Origin of the sequence: Phytohalomonas tamaricis, from assembly GCF_003012345.1 — a bacterium.
Taxonomy (GTDB): Bacteria; Pseudomonadota; Gammaproteobacteria; order Pseudomonadales; family Halomonadaceae; genus Phytohalomonas; species Phytohalomonas tamaricis.
On the sequence record NZ_PVRV01000019.1, the window covers coordinates 329,464 to 347,296 of the forward strand.

Below are 17,833 nucleotides of genomic sequence, written 5' to 3' on the forward strand. Positions count from 1 at the left end.
CCGCCGAAAGGCGGGCGCTTTGCATCGTCAAGTCGCGCCGCGGGAGCTTACTGCACCATTTGCAAGCGCGGCATGACACCGCGCTCCACCCCAGTTTCCTGCCGCTGCAGCCAACGCTGACGCATGCGCTTGAGTACGCACAGCGCCAGCACGGCGGTGAGAATGTCGCAGCCGATCGCAATCGAGAAGATTGGCGTCCAACTGCCGGTGTACTGGTGCAGCAAGGCCGCTGCCGGACCGCCGATGATCGCGCCGATCCCCTGCGCCATGTACAAAAAGCCGTAGTTGGTGGTGGCGTGGCGCGTGCCGAAGGTATCGGTCAGCGTTGACGGGAACAGCGAGAATATCTCGCCCCAGCCGAGGAAGACGATGCCGGACAGCAGCACGAACAGCACCGGGCTGTCGCTGGTATTCAGCCACACCATCATCGCGATGCCTTCGAGCAGAAACGCCAGGCCCATAGTGTTCTCGCGGCCGAAGCGGTCGGAGATCCAGCCGAACAGCGGCCGGGTCAGACCGTTGCAGATCCGGTCGATACTCAGCGCCAGCGGCACCGCTGCCATGCCGAAGATCGCCACGTTGGTCATGCCGAAATCCTCGGCGAAGCTGGCCATCTGCGAGATCACCATCAGGCCGGACGTCGACATCATGGTGAACATGGCGAACATCAGCCAGAACACCGGCGTCTTGAGCATCTGCCGCGGCGCGGTATCCGGCACCGAGCTGGCCTTGGCGGTCACGGCGGGCTGCTTTTCCTGCAGCGTCCTGGGCGGCATGCGCAGGCACTGCGAGGCGACCAGCCCCACGATGCCGATGATCAGGCCGAAGGTGATCAGGGTCGACTCCAGTCCGGCGGCGCTCAGGCTGTGGCTGATCGGGAAGGTGGTGAGCATCGCGCCGAAGCCGTAGCCCGCAGCAACGGCGCCGACGGCAAAACCGCGCCGATCCGGAAACCAGCGCACCATCAGGCCGACGGTGCCGATGTAAACGATCCCGGTGCCCAGCCCGCCCAGCAGGCCGTAAGTCAGATAGAACGCCGACAGTGAGGTGGCCTGACTGGCTAGCATCCAGCTCAGCCCGGTCAGCGCACAGCCGATGGCGATCAGGCGGCGCAGGCCGAAGCGGTCGGCCAGGTAGCCCTGCAGCGGCGAGAAGAAGGTCTGCAGGACGATGAGGATGGAAAAGGTGACCTGAATCTCGGCCAGCGAGACGCCGAGCTTTTGGGTCATGGGCCCGGTAAATAGCGTCCACACGTACTGCGGGCTGGAAATGGCCATCATGCAGATGACCCCAGCGGCCAGTTGGGTCCAGCGCGTTCTGTTCAATCGGGTCGCGGCGACACGGTGGGCAATAAGATCACTGCTCATGCAGTTGGCTCCAAAGGATGGCTACTATCATTTATTTTCCTCAAGCAATCCCCGTGCCAATCCAGCCCTACCTTCGTACACGTTATGCGGGTACAAAAAAGCCCCGCCGTGGCGGGGCCTCTATGAGACATGATGGGGCAGGGCCGGTTACCAGCTTCTATAAGGCAGGAACTTGCCGTTCATGGTGATCACTACCCGGTCGCCCTTCGGGTCCGGCTGGCGCTCAACCTCCATGGCGAAATCGATGGCGCTCATGATGCCATCGCCGAACTTCTCCTGAATCACATCCTTGAGCGTGGGACCGTAGACGCCAACAATTTCGTAGAGCCGATAGATCAGAGGGTCCTGCGGAATCGCCTGGTCCCAGGTCTTGGTCGGAAAGGCTTCCAGCGCGGCGACCACATTGTCGTCGAGTTCGAGCGCCGCGGCGATCCCGCGCGCCGCCTCGGGTGGTGCGCTGTTCATGCCGTAGCAGACCGAGGCTACCCATACCGGCGAATGGCCAACAGCTTCGCCCAATGCGTCCCAGCTCAGCTTCTTGCGGGCCTTGGCAGCCAGCAGGGTGTGATGCATTTCAAGTTTATCCACGCTTCGACTCCTGGGTATGAGAGAGAACTGAACGGAAAGGGCATCAAGCCAGATTGCGCCTGGGACCGGTTTTGACATGGGTGGCATAGATGGTCAGGCCGGTAAAGGCGAGACCGCCGACCAGATTGCCCAACGCCGTGGGGATCTCATTCCAGACCAGGTAATCCATGACCGAGAAGCCGCCTCCCATGATCATCGCCGAGGGGAACAGGAACATGTTGACCACGGAGTGCTCGAAGCCCATGAAGAAGAACAGCATGATCGGCATCCACATCGCGAGTACTTTGCCACTCACCGAGGTGGAGATCATCGCGCCCACCACACCCATCGACACCATCCAGTTGCACAGCATGCCGCGAATGAAGATGGTTACCCAGCCGGCGAGGCCATACTGCGCATAGCCCAGCGTACGCGATTCGCCTATACCGGCGATTTTCTCGCCGACAATGCCCGGATCGGTAGAGAAACCGAAGGTGAAGACGAACGCCATCATGAAGGCGACGGTGAGCGCACCGGCGAAGTTGCCAACGAAGACCAGCCCCCAGTTGCGCAGCACCCGTTTGACGGTCACCCCGGCGCGGCCGTCCAGCAGCGCCAGCGGCGTCAGCATGAACACGCCAGTGAGCAGATCGAACCCCATCAGATAGAGCATCACGAAGCCGACCGGGAACAGCACGGCCCCGAGCAGCGGCACGCCGGTCTGTACCGTGACGGTGACAGCGAATACCGCCGCCAGCGCCAGGATGGCGCCGGCCATGTAGGCGCGGATCAGCGTGTCGCGGGTCGACATGAAGATTTTTGATTCGCCGGAATCCACCATCTTGGTGGCGAACTCTGCTGGGACGAGATAGGACATGGCCAATTTCCTGTTGTGCTTATGATGGCTGAAGCTCAAGACCTGCAACCTCTGCAGGTCAACCGTTGCGTGTCGATGACTGAGCGACTCGGCGCCGTACGCAGTTCATATTAGGCATACAAGCTAAAAAGGCGCCTGATGATACGAAGCACGCTTCGCAGCATCAGGCGCCTTTGCCTGCATTCACACGACGGCTGTCATTCGTGAAAGCGCTTGGTGCACCACCATCGCCACGGGACATAACATCATCCTGTGCCAGGCTACGCCGGCGTCGTTGCAAGCGTTGCACTTCGATGAACGGGAGCACTCACCGCTGACCGTCGTTTCAGCTTTAGCGAGCGCCGTGCCAACGGCAAAAATTTCCAGACATTTCAGCGCCCTGATAACTCATCCTGTCTATCGAAGTACCCCGATAGCCTCCGGGAAGCGCCACCTCGGTGCAAAGCGGATACGTATCGCACCAGCGCGTATCATTAATGGTGGTCAGAAATCAAAAAGCCCCGCCGAATGGCGAGGCCTTTGCATTGCGACAATCTTGCTCAATCAGACAATAACAAGATCAGCCTTCCAGCCACTCAGTGTGGAAGATGCCTTCTTCATCGATACGCTTATAGGTGTGCGCACCGAAGAAATCTCGCTGGGCCTGGATCAGGTTAGCCGGCAGCTGCTCGGCGCGGTAGCTGTCGTAGTAAGCCATCGCTGAGGAGAAGGTCGGCACCGCAATACCGTTTTGTACCGCATGACTAATCACGTCACGTACCGCCTGCTGGTAACGCGCCGCGATGTCGGTGAAGTACGGCGCCATCAGCAGGTTGTCGAGTTCCGGATTATCCTGATAGGCATCGGTAATCTTCTGCAAAAAGCGCGCACGAATGATGCAGCCGGCGCGGAACAGTTTGGCGATTTCGCCGTAGTTGAGGTTCCAGTCGTAGGCAGCGGACGCGGCACGCATCTGCGCGAACCCCTGGGCGTAGGAGGTGATCTTGCTGAAGTAAAGCGCCTTGCGCACGTTCTCGATAAACGTCTTCTCGTCGATGGTCAGCGCCTTTTTTTCCGGCCCCTTGAGTACCTTTGATGCTGCGACGCGTTCATCCTTGAGCGACGAGATGAAACGCGCAAACACCGACTCGGTAATCAACGGCAACGGCACACCGAGATCGAGCGCGCTCTTGCTGGTCCACTTGCCGGTACCCTTCTGCCCGGCAGAGTCAAGGATCACATCCACTACATCCTTGCCGCTCTTGTCGTCACGCTTTCTGAAAATCTTCGAAGTGATCTCGATCAGGTAGCTGTCGAGTTCGCCCTCGTTCCATTCGGTGAAAATATCGGCGAGCTGAGCATTGGAGAGCCCGAGAGTGCCCTTGAGGATCGCATAGGCTTCGGCGATGAGCTGCATGTCGCCATATTCGATGCCGTTATGCACCATCTTGACATAGTGGCCGGCACCGTCCGGACCTACATAGCTTACGCACGGCTCACCTTCGGCCGTGGCCGCGATTTTCTCAAGGATCGGTGCGACCAGCTCATAGGCTTCCTTCTGACCACCCGGCATGATCGACGGGCCCTTGAGCGCGCCTTCTTCACCGCCTGAAACGCCAGTACCGATGAAGTTGAAGCCTTCCTTCGACAGTTCCTGGTTGCGACGAATAGTGTCCTCGAAGGCTGTGTTGCCGCCATCAATCAGGATATCGCCTTTGTCGAGATAGGGCTTGAGTGAGGCGATGGTCCGGTCGGTGGGCTCACCGGCCTGCACCATCAGCAGGATACGGCGTGGAGACTCAAGCGAGTTGACGAACGACTCGAGATCGTACATCGGCACCAGCTTCTTGTCGGGGTTTTGCGCTATGACTTCGTCGGTCTTTTCACGCGAGCGGTTGAAGATCGACACCGTATAGCCACGGCTTTCAATGTTGAGCGCCAGGTTGCGCCCCATCACCGCCATGCCAATCACGCCGATTTGCTGTTTGCTCATCTGAATCTGCTCCATATTCGAAAATCGACCGCCTCAAGGGGCGGTCGTTTACATGCGTCCGGTAAATGTAACTCACTCTGGGCGCGCAAGCTTGTCCGATGCGTTATTCGATCAATAATCGCCTGGCATCATCAATGCGCTTCGTCCCAATTATCTCCGACATTGGCTTCAACGATGAGCGGCACATCGAGATTGCCCGCCGCCTGCATACGCTGCTTAACCTCTTGGATAAAGGAGTCCACCTGCTCGGTCTTGACCTCGAATACCAGCTCGTCATGAACCTGCATCACCATCAGTGCATCCAGTTCGCCGCTGCGGCGCTTGGCCTGCAACCAGGCATCGACCTGGATCATTGCACGCTTGATGATATCCGCCGCAGTGCCCTGCATCGGCGCGTTGATTGCAGTGCGCTCAGCGGCCTGGCGGCGGGCGTGGTTGCGTGAATTGATCTCCGGCACGTAGAGGCGGCGGCCAAATACGGTTTCAACGTAGCCATCCTCAGCGGCCTGGGCGCGAATGGCGTCCATGAAGCGCGCTACCCCGGGATAACGCTCGAAGTAACGCTCAATGTAGATCTTGGCCTGCTTGGCCTCGACGCGCAGCTGCTTTGCCAGCCCCCAGGCGCTCATACCGTAGATCAACCCGAAGTTGATCGCCTTGGCACTGCGACGCTGATCGTTACTGACCTTCTCAGGCGCGGTGCCGAATACTTCGGCCGCGGTGGCGGTGTGGATGTCGCGATCATGGGCGAAGGCATCGAGCAGTCCCTTGTCACCGGACAGATGCGCCATGATGCGCAACTCAATCTGCGAATAGTCGGCCGCGACGATGCGGTAGCCCGGCGCTGCGGTGAAAGCACGCCGGATCTTGCGGCCCTGCTCGGTGCGCACCGGAATATTCTGCAGGTTAGGGTCTGAGGAAGACAGCCGCCCGGTCGCGGTCACCGCCTGATGATAGCTGGTGTGGATGCGGCCACTGATCGGATCGAGCAGCTGGGGCAGCTTGTCGGTGTAGGTCGATTTGAGCTTGGTCAGACCGCGGTGCTCCATGATCACCTTGGGCAGCGGATAGTCGAGCGCAAGCTCCTCAAGCACGGCTTCAGCAGTACTCGGTGCGCCCTTGGGCGTTTTCTTGAGCACCGGAATTTTCTGTTCTTCGAACAGAATTTCGCCGAGCTGCTTGGGCGAGCCAAGATTGAATTCACGACCGGCCAGCTCGAAGGCATCACGCTCGAGTACGCGGATACGCTCGTCGAGCTCGCGGCTCAATTCACCGAGCTGTTGGGTGTCGATGCGCACGCCGGTACGCTCCATCCGCGTCAGTACCGGAATCAAAGGCAGCTCAAGCGTATCGAGCACCTCGCCCAGCCGGCCTTCATTGTCGATGCGTGGACGCAGATGGGCATGAAGACGCAGAGTGACGTCAACATCTTCACAGGCGTAGGGCATAGCCTGTTCCAGTGCGACCTGATTGAAGGTGAGCTGCTTGGCGCCCTTACCGGCGATGTCCGTGAAGCTGGTGGTCTTGTGCCCGAGATACGCCAGCGCCAGCGAATCCATGTCATGGCGCGTTGCGGTCGAATTGAGCACATAGGACTCGAGCATGGTATCGGTCAGTGCCCCATTAACGGCAATATCGTAGCGCGCCAGCACCTCGATATCGTACTTGAGATTCTGGCCGATCTTGCCGATCGAGGCGTCTTCGAGCAGCGGCTTGAGCGCGGTGAGCACCTCGTGGCGATCGAGCTGTGCAGGTGCATCGAGATAATCGTGGGCGACGGGAATATAGATCGCCTCGCCCGGCACGATCGCCAGGCCGATACCGACAATCTCGGCCTCCATGTAATTGAGGCTGGTGGTCTCGAGATCAAAGCAGAATTCACTTGTCGCCTTGAGACGCTCGAGCCAGGCATCAAACACCTCGCGTTCAAGTACCGCCGTATACTCGTGATGCTCGGAGGCCAGCGCTGACGCTTCGCTGTCTACCGTATCGCCCGCACCGTCATCGGCACTGCCTTCGCCGACGGGCACATCGGGCGTGCCCTGCTCGCCTTCACCGGCGTCAAGCAGCTCAGCTAGCCAGCCCTTGAACTCGAGGCGGCGATAAAGCTCAAGCAGCGCCTCGCGATCAGGCGCGGCGAGCCCGAGCTCGTCGAGCCCGACCGGCAGTTCGCAGTCAACCTTGATGGTAGCGAGCTTGTAGGAGAGAAACGCCTGTTCGCGATGCTCTTCGAGCTTCTTGGGCATCGATTTGGCACCGCGAAAGCCGAGAGTGGCCACGCGATCAAGATCGGCGTAGATGGCGTCGAGCCCACCGCCAATGCCGTTCAACAAGGCCAGCGCCGTTTTCTGACCAACGCCGGGTACGCCGGGAATGTTATCGACGCTGTCACCCATCAAGGCCAAGTAATCGATAATCAGATGAGGCGGAATGCCGAACTTCTGCTCAACGCCGGCCACATCCAGCGTCTCGTTCTTCATTGTGTTGACCATGGTGATGTGCTGGTTGACCAGCTGCGCCATGTCCTTGTCGCCGGTCGAGATGATCGCGTCACGTCCCGCCTCGGTGGCTTGCCGCGCCAGCGTGCCGATCACGTCGTCGGCCTCGACCCCTTCGATGGCGAGCAGCGGCAATCCCAGTGCACGTACGCAGTCGTGCAGCGGCTGGATCTGTTCACGCAGATCATCCGGCATCGGCGGACGGTGGGCCTTGTACTGCTCATAAAGCTCGTCGCGAAACGTCTTGCCCTTGGCATCGAACACTACTGCCATCGGGCTATCGGGATATTGCTTGATCAGGCTCTTGAGCATCGCGACCACGCCACGCACCGCGCCGGTCGGCTGACCGGATGAGGTGGAAAGAGGTGGCAGCGCATGAAAAGCGCGATAAAGATAGGCAGAACCGTCGACGAGGACGATCGGGGCAGCGGCGGCCTTAGACGGCATGAACAGAACACTCCGGCGATATTTCATGAATAAACGGGGAATAGCGCCATGATACGCAAGCCCGCACCGGGCTGTCAGGCCTCATCATCAATAGTAGCCTGTGGGTAGTGACAGCAAGCCTGGCTTTGCACCCTGTACTGCATCTCAACGCTATTAAAGCGTCTCTGCGGTTCGGCCGTTATCACAGCCACATATCTGGCCACAGGTCTGCCACGCGGGCATCTGTTACGCTTATCAATGGCCCCATGAATCATAGGCCTTACACGTGCGTATGGTGGTTTACTCTGGTGCCATTCGCCCGCGCAAACATCATATTGCAAAGCAGATGCATGACGTTACGGTTCGACATAAACTGAGATCACGCCCGCTACTGCTGAAAGGAGGAAGTCGCTATGAAACGTGCGCTTTTTATCTTATCGCTTGTACTGCTTGCACCGCTTGGCAGTCACCATGCCATGGCCGAGAGCGATCAACAGGCTGCCGAACCGGATATCACCGTACGTCAGGAAGATGACCGGATGATCCGTGAATATCGTGTCAACGGTGAGCTTTATGCCATTGAAGTCGTGCCCAAGGTAGGCAAGCCCTATTACCTGGTCGATAGCGATGGGGACGGCAACTTCGAGCGCTCCAATATCGAAGGGCAACGTATCAAGGTGCCTCAATGGGTGCTGTTTAAATGGTGATGCCGGTTAAACGGTGATATTTGGTTTTTGCCTCCAAACATTCAGTTTGAGTGCAAGCAGGCGACTATCAGATGATAAACTCTCGCCGGCGTGCGCCGTGAGTACGGCGGCTTAAATTTATGCGGCGGGAGTGTTATGGCGGTTTTTACCCCTTTAAGCGACGAACAAGTCGCGTCCTTTTTACAACGTTTCGATGCCGGACAACTCGTTGAGCTTGCAGAGGTATCCAGCGGTACCGAGAATTCAACGTTTTTTGTCACGACCGATCGGCACGCGCTGGTCCTGACCCTGTTTGAGCAGGGCGAGCAGGAGGAGCTGCCGTTTTTCGTCGAACTGCTCGACTATCTGAGCGCTCGCGACCTGCCGGTGCCGGGACCGCTTCATGATCATGGCGGCGTCGCGTTGCAACGTCTGGCCGACCGCCCCGCCCTGCTTTTCCCACGCCTACCCGGCAGTCACCCCGACCAGCCGAGCCTGGCGCAGTGCAGTGCGATTGGCGCCGCCCTCGGCCGACTGCACCATGCCTCGCAGACATTTCCCGGCCATCGTCCCAATCCGCGTGATCTGCGCTGGATAAAAGCGCGTCATGCCCAGGTAATGGCTTACCTGTGCGATAAAGATCAAACGCTGATGCTCGATGAAGTCGATGCTTATCATGCTGAGCTCGGCCAGGATACCGGTCTGCCTCAGGGTGCCCTGCATGGCGATCTATTCCGCGACAACACCCTGTTTGACGGCGATGAACTCGGCGGACTGATCGATTTCTACAACGGTTGCACGGGCGATCTGATCTTCGATCTGGCGATCGTGATCAATGACTGGTGCAGCCATGCCGACGGCAGCCTCGACCAGCCGCGCTATGATGCGATCATCACCCACTACGCCGCTGAGCGCCCATTCAATGCCCGTGAGCGCGAGCTATGGCCGATGATGGTACGCATGACGGCGCTGCGTTACTGGCTGTCACGCCTGCTGGTGGTCTATGTCGACCCGCCCGCCCATGCGCTGACACCGAAGGATCCCCATCAGTATCGCGACATCCTGCGTGCGCGTATTGCCAATGGTGTACCGGCACTTCCCGCATGAGAAAGAAAAAGACGCACGCGAAAGGAGCACACAGGATCAAGGAGAGCTAGCGCTATTATGAAGAGCTAAAGTGGCTTTATTATTTTCTTCCCCGGCTAGCGGATGGTCCAAGTTATCTACTTGCTTAATTATCCCTTAAGTATTTAGTTACTACACTAAGCAATCTCTTAAATTTCACGGTAGCTAGTGATGTCCTATCGCCCTGAATTTTCCGTCCTGATTCCCGCCAAGGACGAGGCCGGCAACCTGCCACGCCTGCTCCACGAAATCGAGCAGGCCTGCCGCGACATCGACTACGAAGTCATCGTTATCGACGATGGGTCCAGTGATGCAACCTGGAGAGTATTAAGTGAGTGTGCAGCACGTGATGCCCGCTTGCGCCCGTTTCGTCATGAGCGCAGTGCAGGGCAGAGCACCTCAGTATGGCAAGCTGCATATCAGGCGCATGGAGAATGGCTGGGCACGCTCGACGGTGACGGTCAGAATGACCCCGCCGATCTACCGGCCATGCTGGAGCGCGCCCGCCAGGGTGACGTCGCCATGGTGGCGGGCCAGCGCGTGCAGCGCAATGACGACTGGATCAAGCGAGTCTCGTCGCGCGTTGCCAACGGCGTACGCGCCTGGATGCTCAAGGACGCCACTCCCGATACCGGCTGCGGGATCAAAGTCATGCGTCGTGACGTCTTCCTCAGGCTGCCTTACTTCAACCATATGCACCGCTTTCTGCCCGCGCTGGTCCGCGCCCAAGGTGAAGGCTGTATCTCCTGGCCGGTCGGTCACCGCGCGCGTCAGGCTGGCGTATCGAAATATGCCACTTGGGACCGTCTCAAGGTTGGCGTTGTCGACCTGTTCGGCGTTGCCTGGCTGCAGCGCCGCAGCCGTCTACCCGCACCGTTGCTCACCCCGCAGAACAGTACGCCCAGTCAAGAGATGGAGTCCTCGCCGCAGCACACTACCACCCCGCATGTCATGGAGCACAAGGCATGACGGCAGAAACGCTGTGGGTAATGATCGGTTTTTTGGGTCAGGCGTTATTTTCAGCACGCTTCATTATCCAATGGCTGGCCAGCGAACGCGCCAAGCGCAGCATCATGCCCACTTTGTTCTGGTACTTCAGCCTGGGCGGCGGACTCACCCTGCTGGCCTATGCGATCTACCGTCGAGATCCTGTCTTTATCGTTGGTCAGGCTTCGGGCCTGTTCATCTATCTGCGCAATCTCGCGCTGATTCGGCGTGAGCAGCGCACCAGCGCCTGACCCGAACGCCTCCCGCTGCTCTTATCGTCACAGGATATTACTCGCCATGCCCCGTGCCGGATCCCCTACCTTGCCCTTTACACACTGGTTCGCTCGCCACCCGTTGCCCTGGGTGCTACTGCTGGGACTGATTATATTCAGCATCGGCATTGGCTGGCGTGCGCCGTGGCCCGCCGATGAGCCTCGCTTCGCGCTGATCGCTCAGGAGATGCTCGATACCGGCCAATGGCTGATTCCGCACCGCGCGGGTGAACTCTACCCTGACAAACCGCCCATCTTCATGTGGGCAATCGCGCTGGGGCTATGGCTGACCGGTAGCCTCAAGGTCGCTTTTTTGTTGCCGTCGCTACTTGGCGGACTGGGCGCGCTGGCAATGGTTACGGATCTTGCCAAGCGCATGTATGGGCCGCGCATCGCCGGCCTGACCGGTCTGGGGCTGCTGTTGACGGTGCAGTTCACGCTGCAGGCCAAGACCGCTCAAATCGACATGCTGGTAACCTTCTTCATCACCCTCGGCCTCTATGGCGCCCTCCGGCACGCCCTGTTAGGACCGGCACGCGGCTGGTGGTACGTGGCGTGCGTGGCGATGGGGCTTGGCATTATCACCAAAGGCGTCGGCTTCCTGCCGCTGCTGCTGCTGCCTGCCTGGTTTCTGCCCCGCCTTGTCAAGCGCATCGCCCGTCCAGGGCACTGGCAGGTCTGCCCGCTGGCCTGGCGTGACCTTGGCGGCGGGCTAGCCACATTGGTCGCCACCATCGCGCTATGGGGGCTGCCGATGATTGTGTATACCGCGCTGAGCCATGACCCAAGCTTCGATGCCTATCGCAACAATATCCTGTTCAAGCAGACCGGCCAGCGCTACACCGACTCCTGGCATCACCTCGAGCCGTTCTACTATTACATCCTTGAAGTGCTTCCCTGGGCCTGGCTGCCGCTGAGCCTTGCGCTACCGTGGGCGGTGCCTAACTGGTGGCGGCGCATCAAACGCAGCGACCCGCGCCTGGTGATGCCGCTGTCATTTGTGGTGTTGATGGTGGTGTTCTTCTCGTTCAGCCCGGGCAAACGCGGCGTTTATATGCTGCCGGGTACGGCGATGTTTGTGCTTGCCATGGCGCCCCTGCTGCCGGGGCTACTCAAGCGGGTATGGTTCAACCGGCTCGCCTGGGGATTGGCCGTCCTGCTCGGCGCCCTGCTCGCTATTGCCGGCGTGCTTGGCGCTTTCGGTCTGCCGGCACTGGCGCGGCTGGCCGAAGAACACGGTTTTGCGCCTTGGGCATGGTGGCTGACGATAGGCGTGCTGACCGCAGCCATGGCGTATTGGCTGCCGCCGCGCCGAGGCCTGTGGATGCTAGGCACCTGGCTTACGATGTTCTGGCTACTGTGGTCAAGCTGGGGCTATGCATTGATGGATGACTCGCGCTCGATGCGGGCATTGATGACCGATATCCATGCTCAAACCGGCGACGCACCACTGGCGCTGCCCAACTTCAGCGAAGCAATGGTGCTGCAGGCCCGCCAGCCAGTGGTGCACTTTGGTGATGACACGCCGGCTGAGGCGCAGATGAGGCGCATGTTTGCCTGGCTCATCAAGGCGCCCACTCAGCGCTGGGCGCTGCTGAGCGAAGGGCAACTCAAAAAATATCCCTGCATCACTACCGATCAGACCCATGCGTTGAGCTTCAAAGATCGCGTCAACTGGTATCTGCTACCCGGCACGGCGGCCACTCAATGTGCCGGCGATCCTGCCGCCGCGCCACTTTATCGCGCCCCGACTACTTGGCAGAACGACAGGAATTTGCCATGAAAATATTAGTGACCGGTGCTGCCGGCTTTATCGGCTTTCATCTTGTCCGTCGTCTGTTAGATGACGGCATCGAGGTGGTCGGCGTGGATAATCTCAATAGCTACTACTCCGTGGCGCTCAAGCAGGCACGTTTGGCCATGTTGCCCGAGGCGGCCTTCCGACGTATCGACGTTGCCGATCGCGACACGCTCGAGGCGCTGTTTGTCACCGAGGGCTTCAGTCACGTCATTCATCTGGCCGCTCAGGCCGGCGTACGTCATTCCATTACACACCCTTATGGCTATGGCACGAGCAACCTAGTGGGCTTTTTGAATATTCTGGAAGCCTGCCGCCATCATGATGTCCGGCATCTGCTCTACGCCTCATCAAGTTCAGTATATGGCCGCAACGACACTCTGCCATTCAAGGAAAGCGATCGGGTCGACCAGCCCGCCTCACTGTATGCCGCAACCAAGCGCGCCAATGAGCTGATGGCTCAGAGCTACGCCGATCTTTACGGGCTCAAGAGTACAGGGCTGCGCTTTTTTACTGTTTATGGTCCATGGGGCCGGCCCGACATGGCACCTTGGCTATTTGCTGAGCGCATCCTGCGCGGCGAACCGATCGACATCTTCAACAACGGTGAGATGGCGCGCGATTTCACTTATATCGACGATGTGATCGAAGCCATGGTCAGACTGGTAATGCAATGTCCTGAACAGCAGCCGCCTCATCGGATACTCAACATCGGCCGCGGCAAGCCGATGGCACTGCTCGACTTCATCACCACGCTTGAGCAAGCGCTGGGACGTGAGGCGTACAAAAACTGGTTGCCCATGCAACAGGGCGACGTCGAGCGCACCTGGGCAGACACTTCAGCACTTGAAGCAGTGACAGGATTTGTGCCCAAGGTGTCGTTAGCTGAAGGTGTCACGCAATTTGCCAATTGGTTCAAGGCAAAAGGATACGCGGATACACCCCGCCCCACCTGGCAACATTCAGCGCAGCTGACACGCTGAGATGCCCGCAAGGCTAAAAAAAAGCATGCGATGAAAAAATACGGTGTTCTCTTATAAAAAGAGACGGAATTTGTGGGAAATTAATCAAACTTTAATTTTGTGCTTGCATAGTAAGCTGATCCACTGGCGATGAGGATCACGTTATGTCACTCAGCCTTACCCGTTTTCTCCCTGCTTCCCGTATCCTGGCTCGCCACCGGGACACTCTGTCTCTGCTGTTGGCCTGGTGCCTTGCCCTGGCGTTCTGGCAGCCCTTCGAGGCACTTGAAGACGTACTGTCATTGACCGCGCTGCAGCACTGGGCCGTGTTTGAGCCGCTTGAGCATCAAAGCACCTTCGTCGCTATCGGCTTCCCGCTCTCGATAGCTGTCGGCGCAGCTCACTTCTATCGCATCGCGCGCCGCATGGGCTACATGAGTCGCTATGCTCAGCGTGCGGCACGGATATGGACACTGCTGCTGGCATTGACGCTGACCGGCAATATCGATGTTTTTGATACGCTGCTGATCGCCTGTGTATTAGGTGCCATCGCCCCGCTGGTGCGTGGCGCCGTCACGCCACGCAAGGCCATCAAGAGTGGACTGTGGCTGACGCCCGCACTCTGGCTGTTCGGTCCGGGAGCCCTGATGATGATGCTTACGGTGGTACTCGCCGCACCGCTGTGGCGGGCCACTCACTTTGGCGCTACCGGCCGGCGGCGTATCTTCACCGCCTGCACGCTTGCCTTCGGCAGCTTCGCGCTGATGAGTCAGTTTCTGTAAGCTATCGTCTATACTAGAAGCCGCCTCGAATGGTTAACCATTCGGGGCGGTCTGCTTTTGGGCAGATTTATCTTGCTAGTCATGCGGTTGTTGCAACGCCATACTTGCGCTTTGCCTTCAGTTGGTTTCAATTTCAGTCGTTTTCAGTTCGGAGCGCGCCATGTCGTCCACTTATTCTGATGCCCGTTCTCTTGTCGAGGCACGTCGCACCTACAATATCGATCAGTGGGGTAGCGGCTATTTCGATGTTGATGACAACGGTCACGCCGTGGTTCGTCCGCACGGTGAGGCAGGCAGTCCTGCGCTTCCGCTCTCGGGGCTGGTCAAGGCACTGCGTCAAGCCGGCTTGCGTCTACCGGTATTGGTCCGCTTTACCGACATCCTGCATGATCGCGTCGAGCAGCTTTGCGCTGCGTTCGACACTGCCATTGCCGATGTGGATTACCGTGCCAGCTATACCGCCGTTTACCCTATCAAGGTCAACCAGCAGCGCCGCGTAGTCGAGGAACTGCTCGCCACGCCGGAGCGCGGTCGCGGCCGTGTCGGCCTGGAAGCGGGCAGCAAGCCGGAGCTGCTCGAAGTGCTGGCGTTATCATCAGAGGCGTCATCGCTGATCGTCTGCAACGGTTACAAGGATCGTGAATACGTTCGCCTGGCGCTGATGGGCGAGAAGCTTGGCCATCGAGTTTATCTGGTGGTAGAGAAGAATTCCGAGCTCGAAACCATCCTTGAAGAGGCTAAAAACCTCGGCGTCTCACCGCGTATCGGCGTACGCGCCCGCCTGATGTCGATCGGCAAGGGCAAATGGCAGAATACCGGAGGTGAGAAGTCCAAGTTTGGCCTGACGGCTGGCCAGGTGCTGGGTGTGGTCGAGCGCTTGAAGCAGGCTGACATGCTTGATGCGCTGCAGCTGGTGCATTTCCATCTCGGCTCGCAGATCGCCAACATACGTGACATTCAGCGCGGCCTGAAGGAGTGCGCTCGTTTCTACCAGAGCCTGCGTGAAGCAGGGGCACCGGTCGCCGTGGTCGATGTCGGTGGCGGTCTGGGCGTCGATTATGAAGGCACCCGCTCGCGCAGTTTCTGCTCGATCAACTATTCGATGGCGGAATATGCCAACAATGTCGTTGCGGCCTTCCATCAGCTGTGCGAGCTGCATGACCTGCCCCACCCGCATATCGTTTCCGAGTCTGGCCGCGCCATGACCGCCCATCATGCGGTGCTGATCGCCAACGTTATTGACGAGGAGCGCCAGCAGGTTGATGAGCTGCCGGTGCGCAGCAGCGAGGAAGGCAGTGATCCGCAGCTCGATGTGCTGTGGCGTACGTTTGACTGGCTCAATGATCCCGCCGAACCCCGCCTGCTGGTCGAGTATTACCATGACCTTTTGCAGGCAATGAGCGATATTCAGGACCGCTTCGTGATGGGAGCCGCCTCACTGGATGTGCGCGCCGAATCGGAGGCCGTCTACTTCGCGGCTTGCCAGCGTCTACGCACGCGCCTCAATGCCCGCAACCGTGCCCATCGCGAGATTCTTGATGAGCTCGACGAGAAGCTCGCCGACAAGGTATTCGTCAACTTCTCACTGTTCCAGTCCGTGCCAGACGTATGGGGTATCGATCAGATATTCCCGGTCATCCCGCTAACCAACCTCAATCAGCCCCCGACACGGCGCGGCGTGATTCAGGATATCACCTGTGACTCTGACGGCCGTATCGAGCAGTATGTCGACGGCCAAGGTGTCGAGACCACGCTGCCGCTGCCGGAGTGGGACAAGGACGAAGACAAGCTGCTCGGCATGTTCCTGGTCGGCGCCTATCAGGAAATCCTCGGCGATCTGCATAACCTGTTCGGTGATACCGATTCGATCGACGCCAGCCTCGACGAAAATGGCCAGTGGAAGCTGGGCACACCGATTTTCGGCGATACCGTCGCCAACGTGCTGCGCTACGTCAACTTTGATGTCGATAAACTGCGTGAACGCTTCAAGCGCCAGATGCTGAGGAGCGAGCTGTCTTCAAGTGACCGGGCCATGTTCCTTGAGGAACTCGAAGCGGGGCTTGAAGGGTACACCTACCTCGAACACTGACATGCCTTCACCATAAGCCTTCATCATAAATATGGCCCCGGCGCGTTTGCGTACCGGGGCCATACTTTATCCAACGCTCTTCTATCGCAGCCGACGTTATCAATGTCTCCGGTCACTCGAGCACGTCAAGACGCACCGGCACCACGCCGCGCTTGATCATGTCAAGTTGGCGCGCCGCCGCAGGAGACAAGTCGATGATTCGCCCTTTCGTGAACGGACCGCGATCATTGATGCGTACCACCACCTGACGGCCGTTGTCGCGGTTGGTAACCCGCACCCGTGTACCGAACGCCAGGGTACGGTGGGCCGCTGTCATCGCACCGGCATTGAAACGCTCACCGCTGGCCGTACGTCGGCCGTTGTACTGCTTGCCGTAGTAGGCGGCCAACCCTTCACTGCTGCTCGCCACGTTATTATTGACGCTCTGCCCCGCACATCCCGTCAGCAACAGCGCCACTACTGCCAGCGCCAACAGCCCCACACGCCGCGATGATGCGTAACATGAAGAACCCAAGCCCACTACGGCAGATCTGATTGACGTCACCCCAGTCATGACACGCTCACCTTCTCAAGCTCGACAAGCGCTCTACCCTACCACTCATGCCCGCCGGCCGCTGGCGTGTGACATGCCTTAAGTGAGGCATCCCTCACACCGTGCGGCTCTCAACGTGGAGATAGCCTTCGATGGCTAGATCCAAGCGCGCGCCAGTGGGCAACGGGCCAACGCCTTTGGGGGTGCCGGTCAGCACCACATCGCCAGGATTGAGAGTAAAGCTTTGGCTTATCTCGGCGATCAGCGCAACGACGGGGAATAGCATGTCGCTGCTGTGACCACGTTGGCGGGGTTCGCCATCGAGATCGAGTGAAAAGCGCACGTCCTGCCAATCGACAGCGTGGCCATCGACCGCCACGAAGTGCGACAGCGGACAGGCACCGTCGAAACCCTTGGCTAGCTCCCACGGGTGGCTCTTTTCCTTGAGTCTGGCCTGAACGTCGCGCAGCGTCAGGTCGAGCGCCAGCCCCATGCCGATGATCGCTTCGCGCGCCTGCGCCTCGCTGGCGCGGGTCAGCGGCTGGCCGATTAAAATGGCTAACTCGGTCTCGAAGTGAACGTCGCCACGCTCGACGGGCACGACGATCTCCTCCTCCATCGCTACCGCGCTGGTCGACGGCTTGATGAATAATAGCGGCGTTTCGGGCACTGGATTGTTGAGTTCATGGGCATGTTCAGCGTAGTTACGTCCAACGCAGACGATCTTGCCCAGCGCATGGTCAACTGTCTTTCCGTCGCTAAAACGAAGGGTAAATGCCATGACGACCTCCTCAGGATGAAACGCTAGTCTAGCGTCTCGATGACAGAGGGCGAATAGACCCGCCTCTTTTTTACATCGCTAAAAAAGCCGGCCGCCAAAAGTAGCGACCGGC

Annotated in this window: 15 protein-coding genes; 8 read left to right on the forward strand and 7 right to left on the reverse strand. The window is 59.0% G+C overall.

The window, feature by feature from the left end; genetic code table 11:
- Positions 1-47: 47 nt before the first annotated feature.
- The 5 genes from oxlT to polA all read right to left on the reverse strand — a co-directional run bounded on the left by oxlT (position 48) and on the right by polA (position 7,728).
- On the reverse strand, positions 48-1,367 hold the full coding sequence (gene oxlT / locus C3Z11_RS03485; RefSeq protein ID WP_106476314.1) for an oxalate/formate MFS antiporter: 1,320 nt from the start codon (positions 1,365-1,367) through the stop codon (positions 48-50).
- Between the two features lie 147 nt (positions 1,368-1,514).
- On the reverse strand, positions 1,515-1,955 hold the full coding sequence (gene cynS, locus C3Z11_RS03490; RefSeq protein WP_106476316.1) for a cyanase: 441 nt from the start codon (positions 1,953-1,955) through the stop codon (positions 1,515-1,517).
- A 43-nt stretch (positions 1,956-1,998) separates the two neighbouring features.
- Positions 1,999-2,811: a formate/nitrite transporter family protein gene (locus C3Z11_RS03495; protein WP_106476318.1), complete on the reverse strand. Its 813-nt coding sequence runs from the start codon at positions 2,809-2,811 to the stop codon at positions 1,999-2,001.
- Positions 2,812-3,370: 559 nt separating this feature from the next.
- The gene (gene gndA, locus C3Z11_RS03500) at positions 3,371-4,783 is read right to left on the reverse strand and encodes an NADP-dependent phosphogluconate dehydrogenase (RefSeq protein WP_106476320.1); all 1,413 of its coding nucleotides are present in this window, start codon (positions 4,781-4,783) and stop codon (positions 3,371-3,373) included.
- 131 nt (positions 4,784-4,914) lie between these two features.
- Positions 4,915-7,728, reverse strand: a complete 2,814-nt coding sequence (gene polA, locus C3Z11_RS03505; protein ID WP_106476322.1) for a DNA polymerase I — start codon at positions 7,726-7,728, stop codon at positions 4,915-4,917.
- Positions 7,729-8,120: 392 nt separating this feature from the next.
- Between polA and C3Z11_RS03510 the strand changes: the two genes are divergently transcribed.
- The 8 genes from C3Z11_RS03510 (at position 8,121) to speA (ending at position 16,408) form a co-directional block, all read left to right on the forward strand.
- Positions 8,121-8,414 (forward strand): DUF2782 domain-containing protein, encoded by a 294-nt coding sequence (locus tag C3Z11_RS03510; protein WP_106476324.1) that lies wholly within the window; start codon positions 8,121-8,123, stop codon positions 8,412-8,414.
- A gap of 135 nt (positions 8,415-8,549) precedes the next feature.
- Positions 8,550-9,500 (forward strand): homoserine kinase, encoded by a 951-nt coding sequence (locus C3Z11_RS03515; protein ID WP_106476326.1) that lies wholly within the window; start codon positions 8,550-8,552, stop codon positions 9,498-9,500.
- A gap of 189 nt (positions 9,501-9,689) precedes the next feature.
- Positions 9,690-10,487 (forward strand): glycosyltransferase family 2 protein, encoded by a 798-nt coding sequence (locus C3Z11_RS03520; RefSeq protein ID WP_106476327.1) that lies wholly within the window; start codon positions 9,690-9,692, stop codon positions 10,485-10,487.
- A complete protein-coding gene (locus C3Z11_RS03525) occupies positions 10,484-10,756 on the forward strand; it encodes a lipid-A-disaccharide synthase N-terminal domain-containing protein (protein WP_106476329.1) in 273 nt (90 codons plus the stop codon). Before C3Z11_RS03520 ends, C3Z11_RS03525 begins: the two co-directional genes overlap by 4 nt.
- A 46-nt stretch (positions 10,757-10,802) precedes the next feature.
- Positions 10,803-12,560, forward strand: a complete 1,758-nt coding sequence (locus C3Z11_RS03530) for an ArnT family glycosyltransferase (protein WP_106476331.1) — start codon at positions 10,803-10,805, stop codon at positions 12,558-12,560.
- The gene (locus C3Z11_RS03535) at positions 12,557-13,558 is read left to right on the forward strand and encodes an SDR family NAD(P)-dependent oxidoreductase (protein ID WP_106476333.1); all 1,002 of its coding nucleotides are present in this window, start codon (positions 12,557-12,559) and stop codon (positions 13,556-13,558) included. Before C3Z11_RS03530 ends, C3Z11_RS03535 begins: the two co-directional genes overlap by 4 nt.
- Positions 13,559-13,701: 143 nt before the next feature.
- A complete protein-coding gene (locus tag C3Z11_RS03540) occupies positions 13,702-14,319 on the forward strand; it encodes a hypothetical protein (RefSeq protein WP_106476335.1) in 618 nt (205 codons plus the stop codon).
- A 160-nt stretch (positions 14,320-14,479) separates the two neighbouring features.
- On the forward strand, positions 14,480-16,408 hold the full coding sequence (gene speA / locus C3Z11_RS03545; protein ID WP_106476337.1) for a biosynthetic arginine decarboxylase: 1,929 nt from the start codon (positions 14,480-14,482) through the stop codon (positions 16,406-16,408).
- A 112-nt stretch (positions 16,409-16,520) separates the two neighbouring features.
- Here the strand turns inward: speA and C3Z11_RS03550 are convergent, their stop codons facing one another.
- Positions 16,521-16,961, reverse strand: coding sequence for a septal ring lytic transglycosylase RlpA family protein (locus C3Z11_RS03550; RefSeq protein WP_106476339.1), 441 nt, complete (start codon positions 16,959-16,961; stop codon positions 16,521-16,523).
- 94 nt (positions 16,962-17,055) lie between these two features.
- Entirely contained in the window at positions 17,056-17,721 is a 666-nt protein-coding gene (locus C3Z11_RS03555; RefSeq protein WP_106476341.1) for a fumarylacetoacetate hydrolase family protein, read from the reverse strand.
- Between the last annotated feature and the right edge of the window lie 112 nt (positions 17,722-17,833).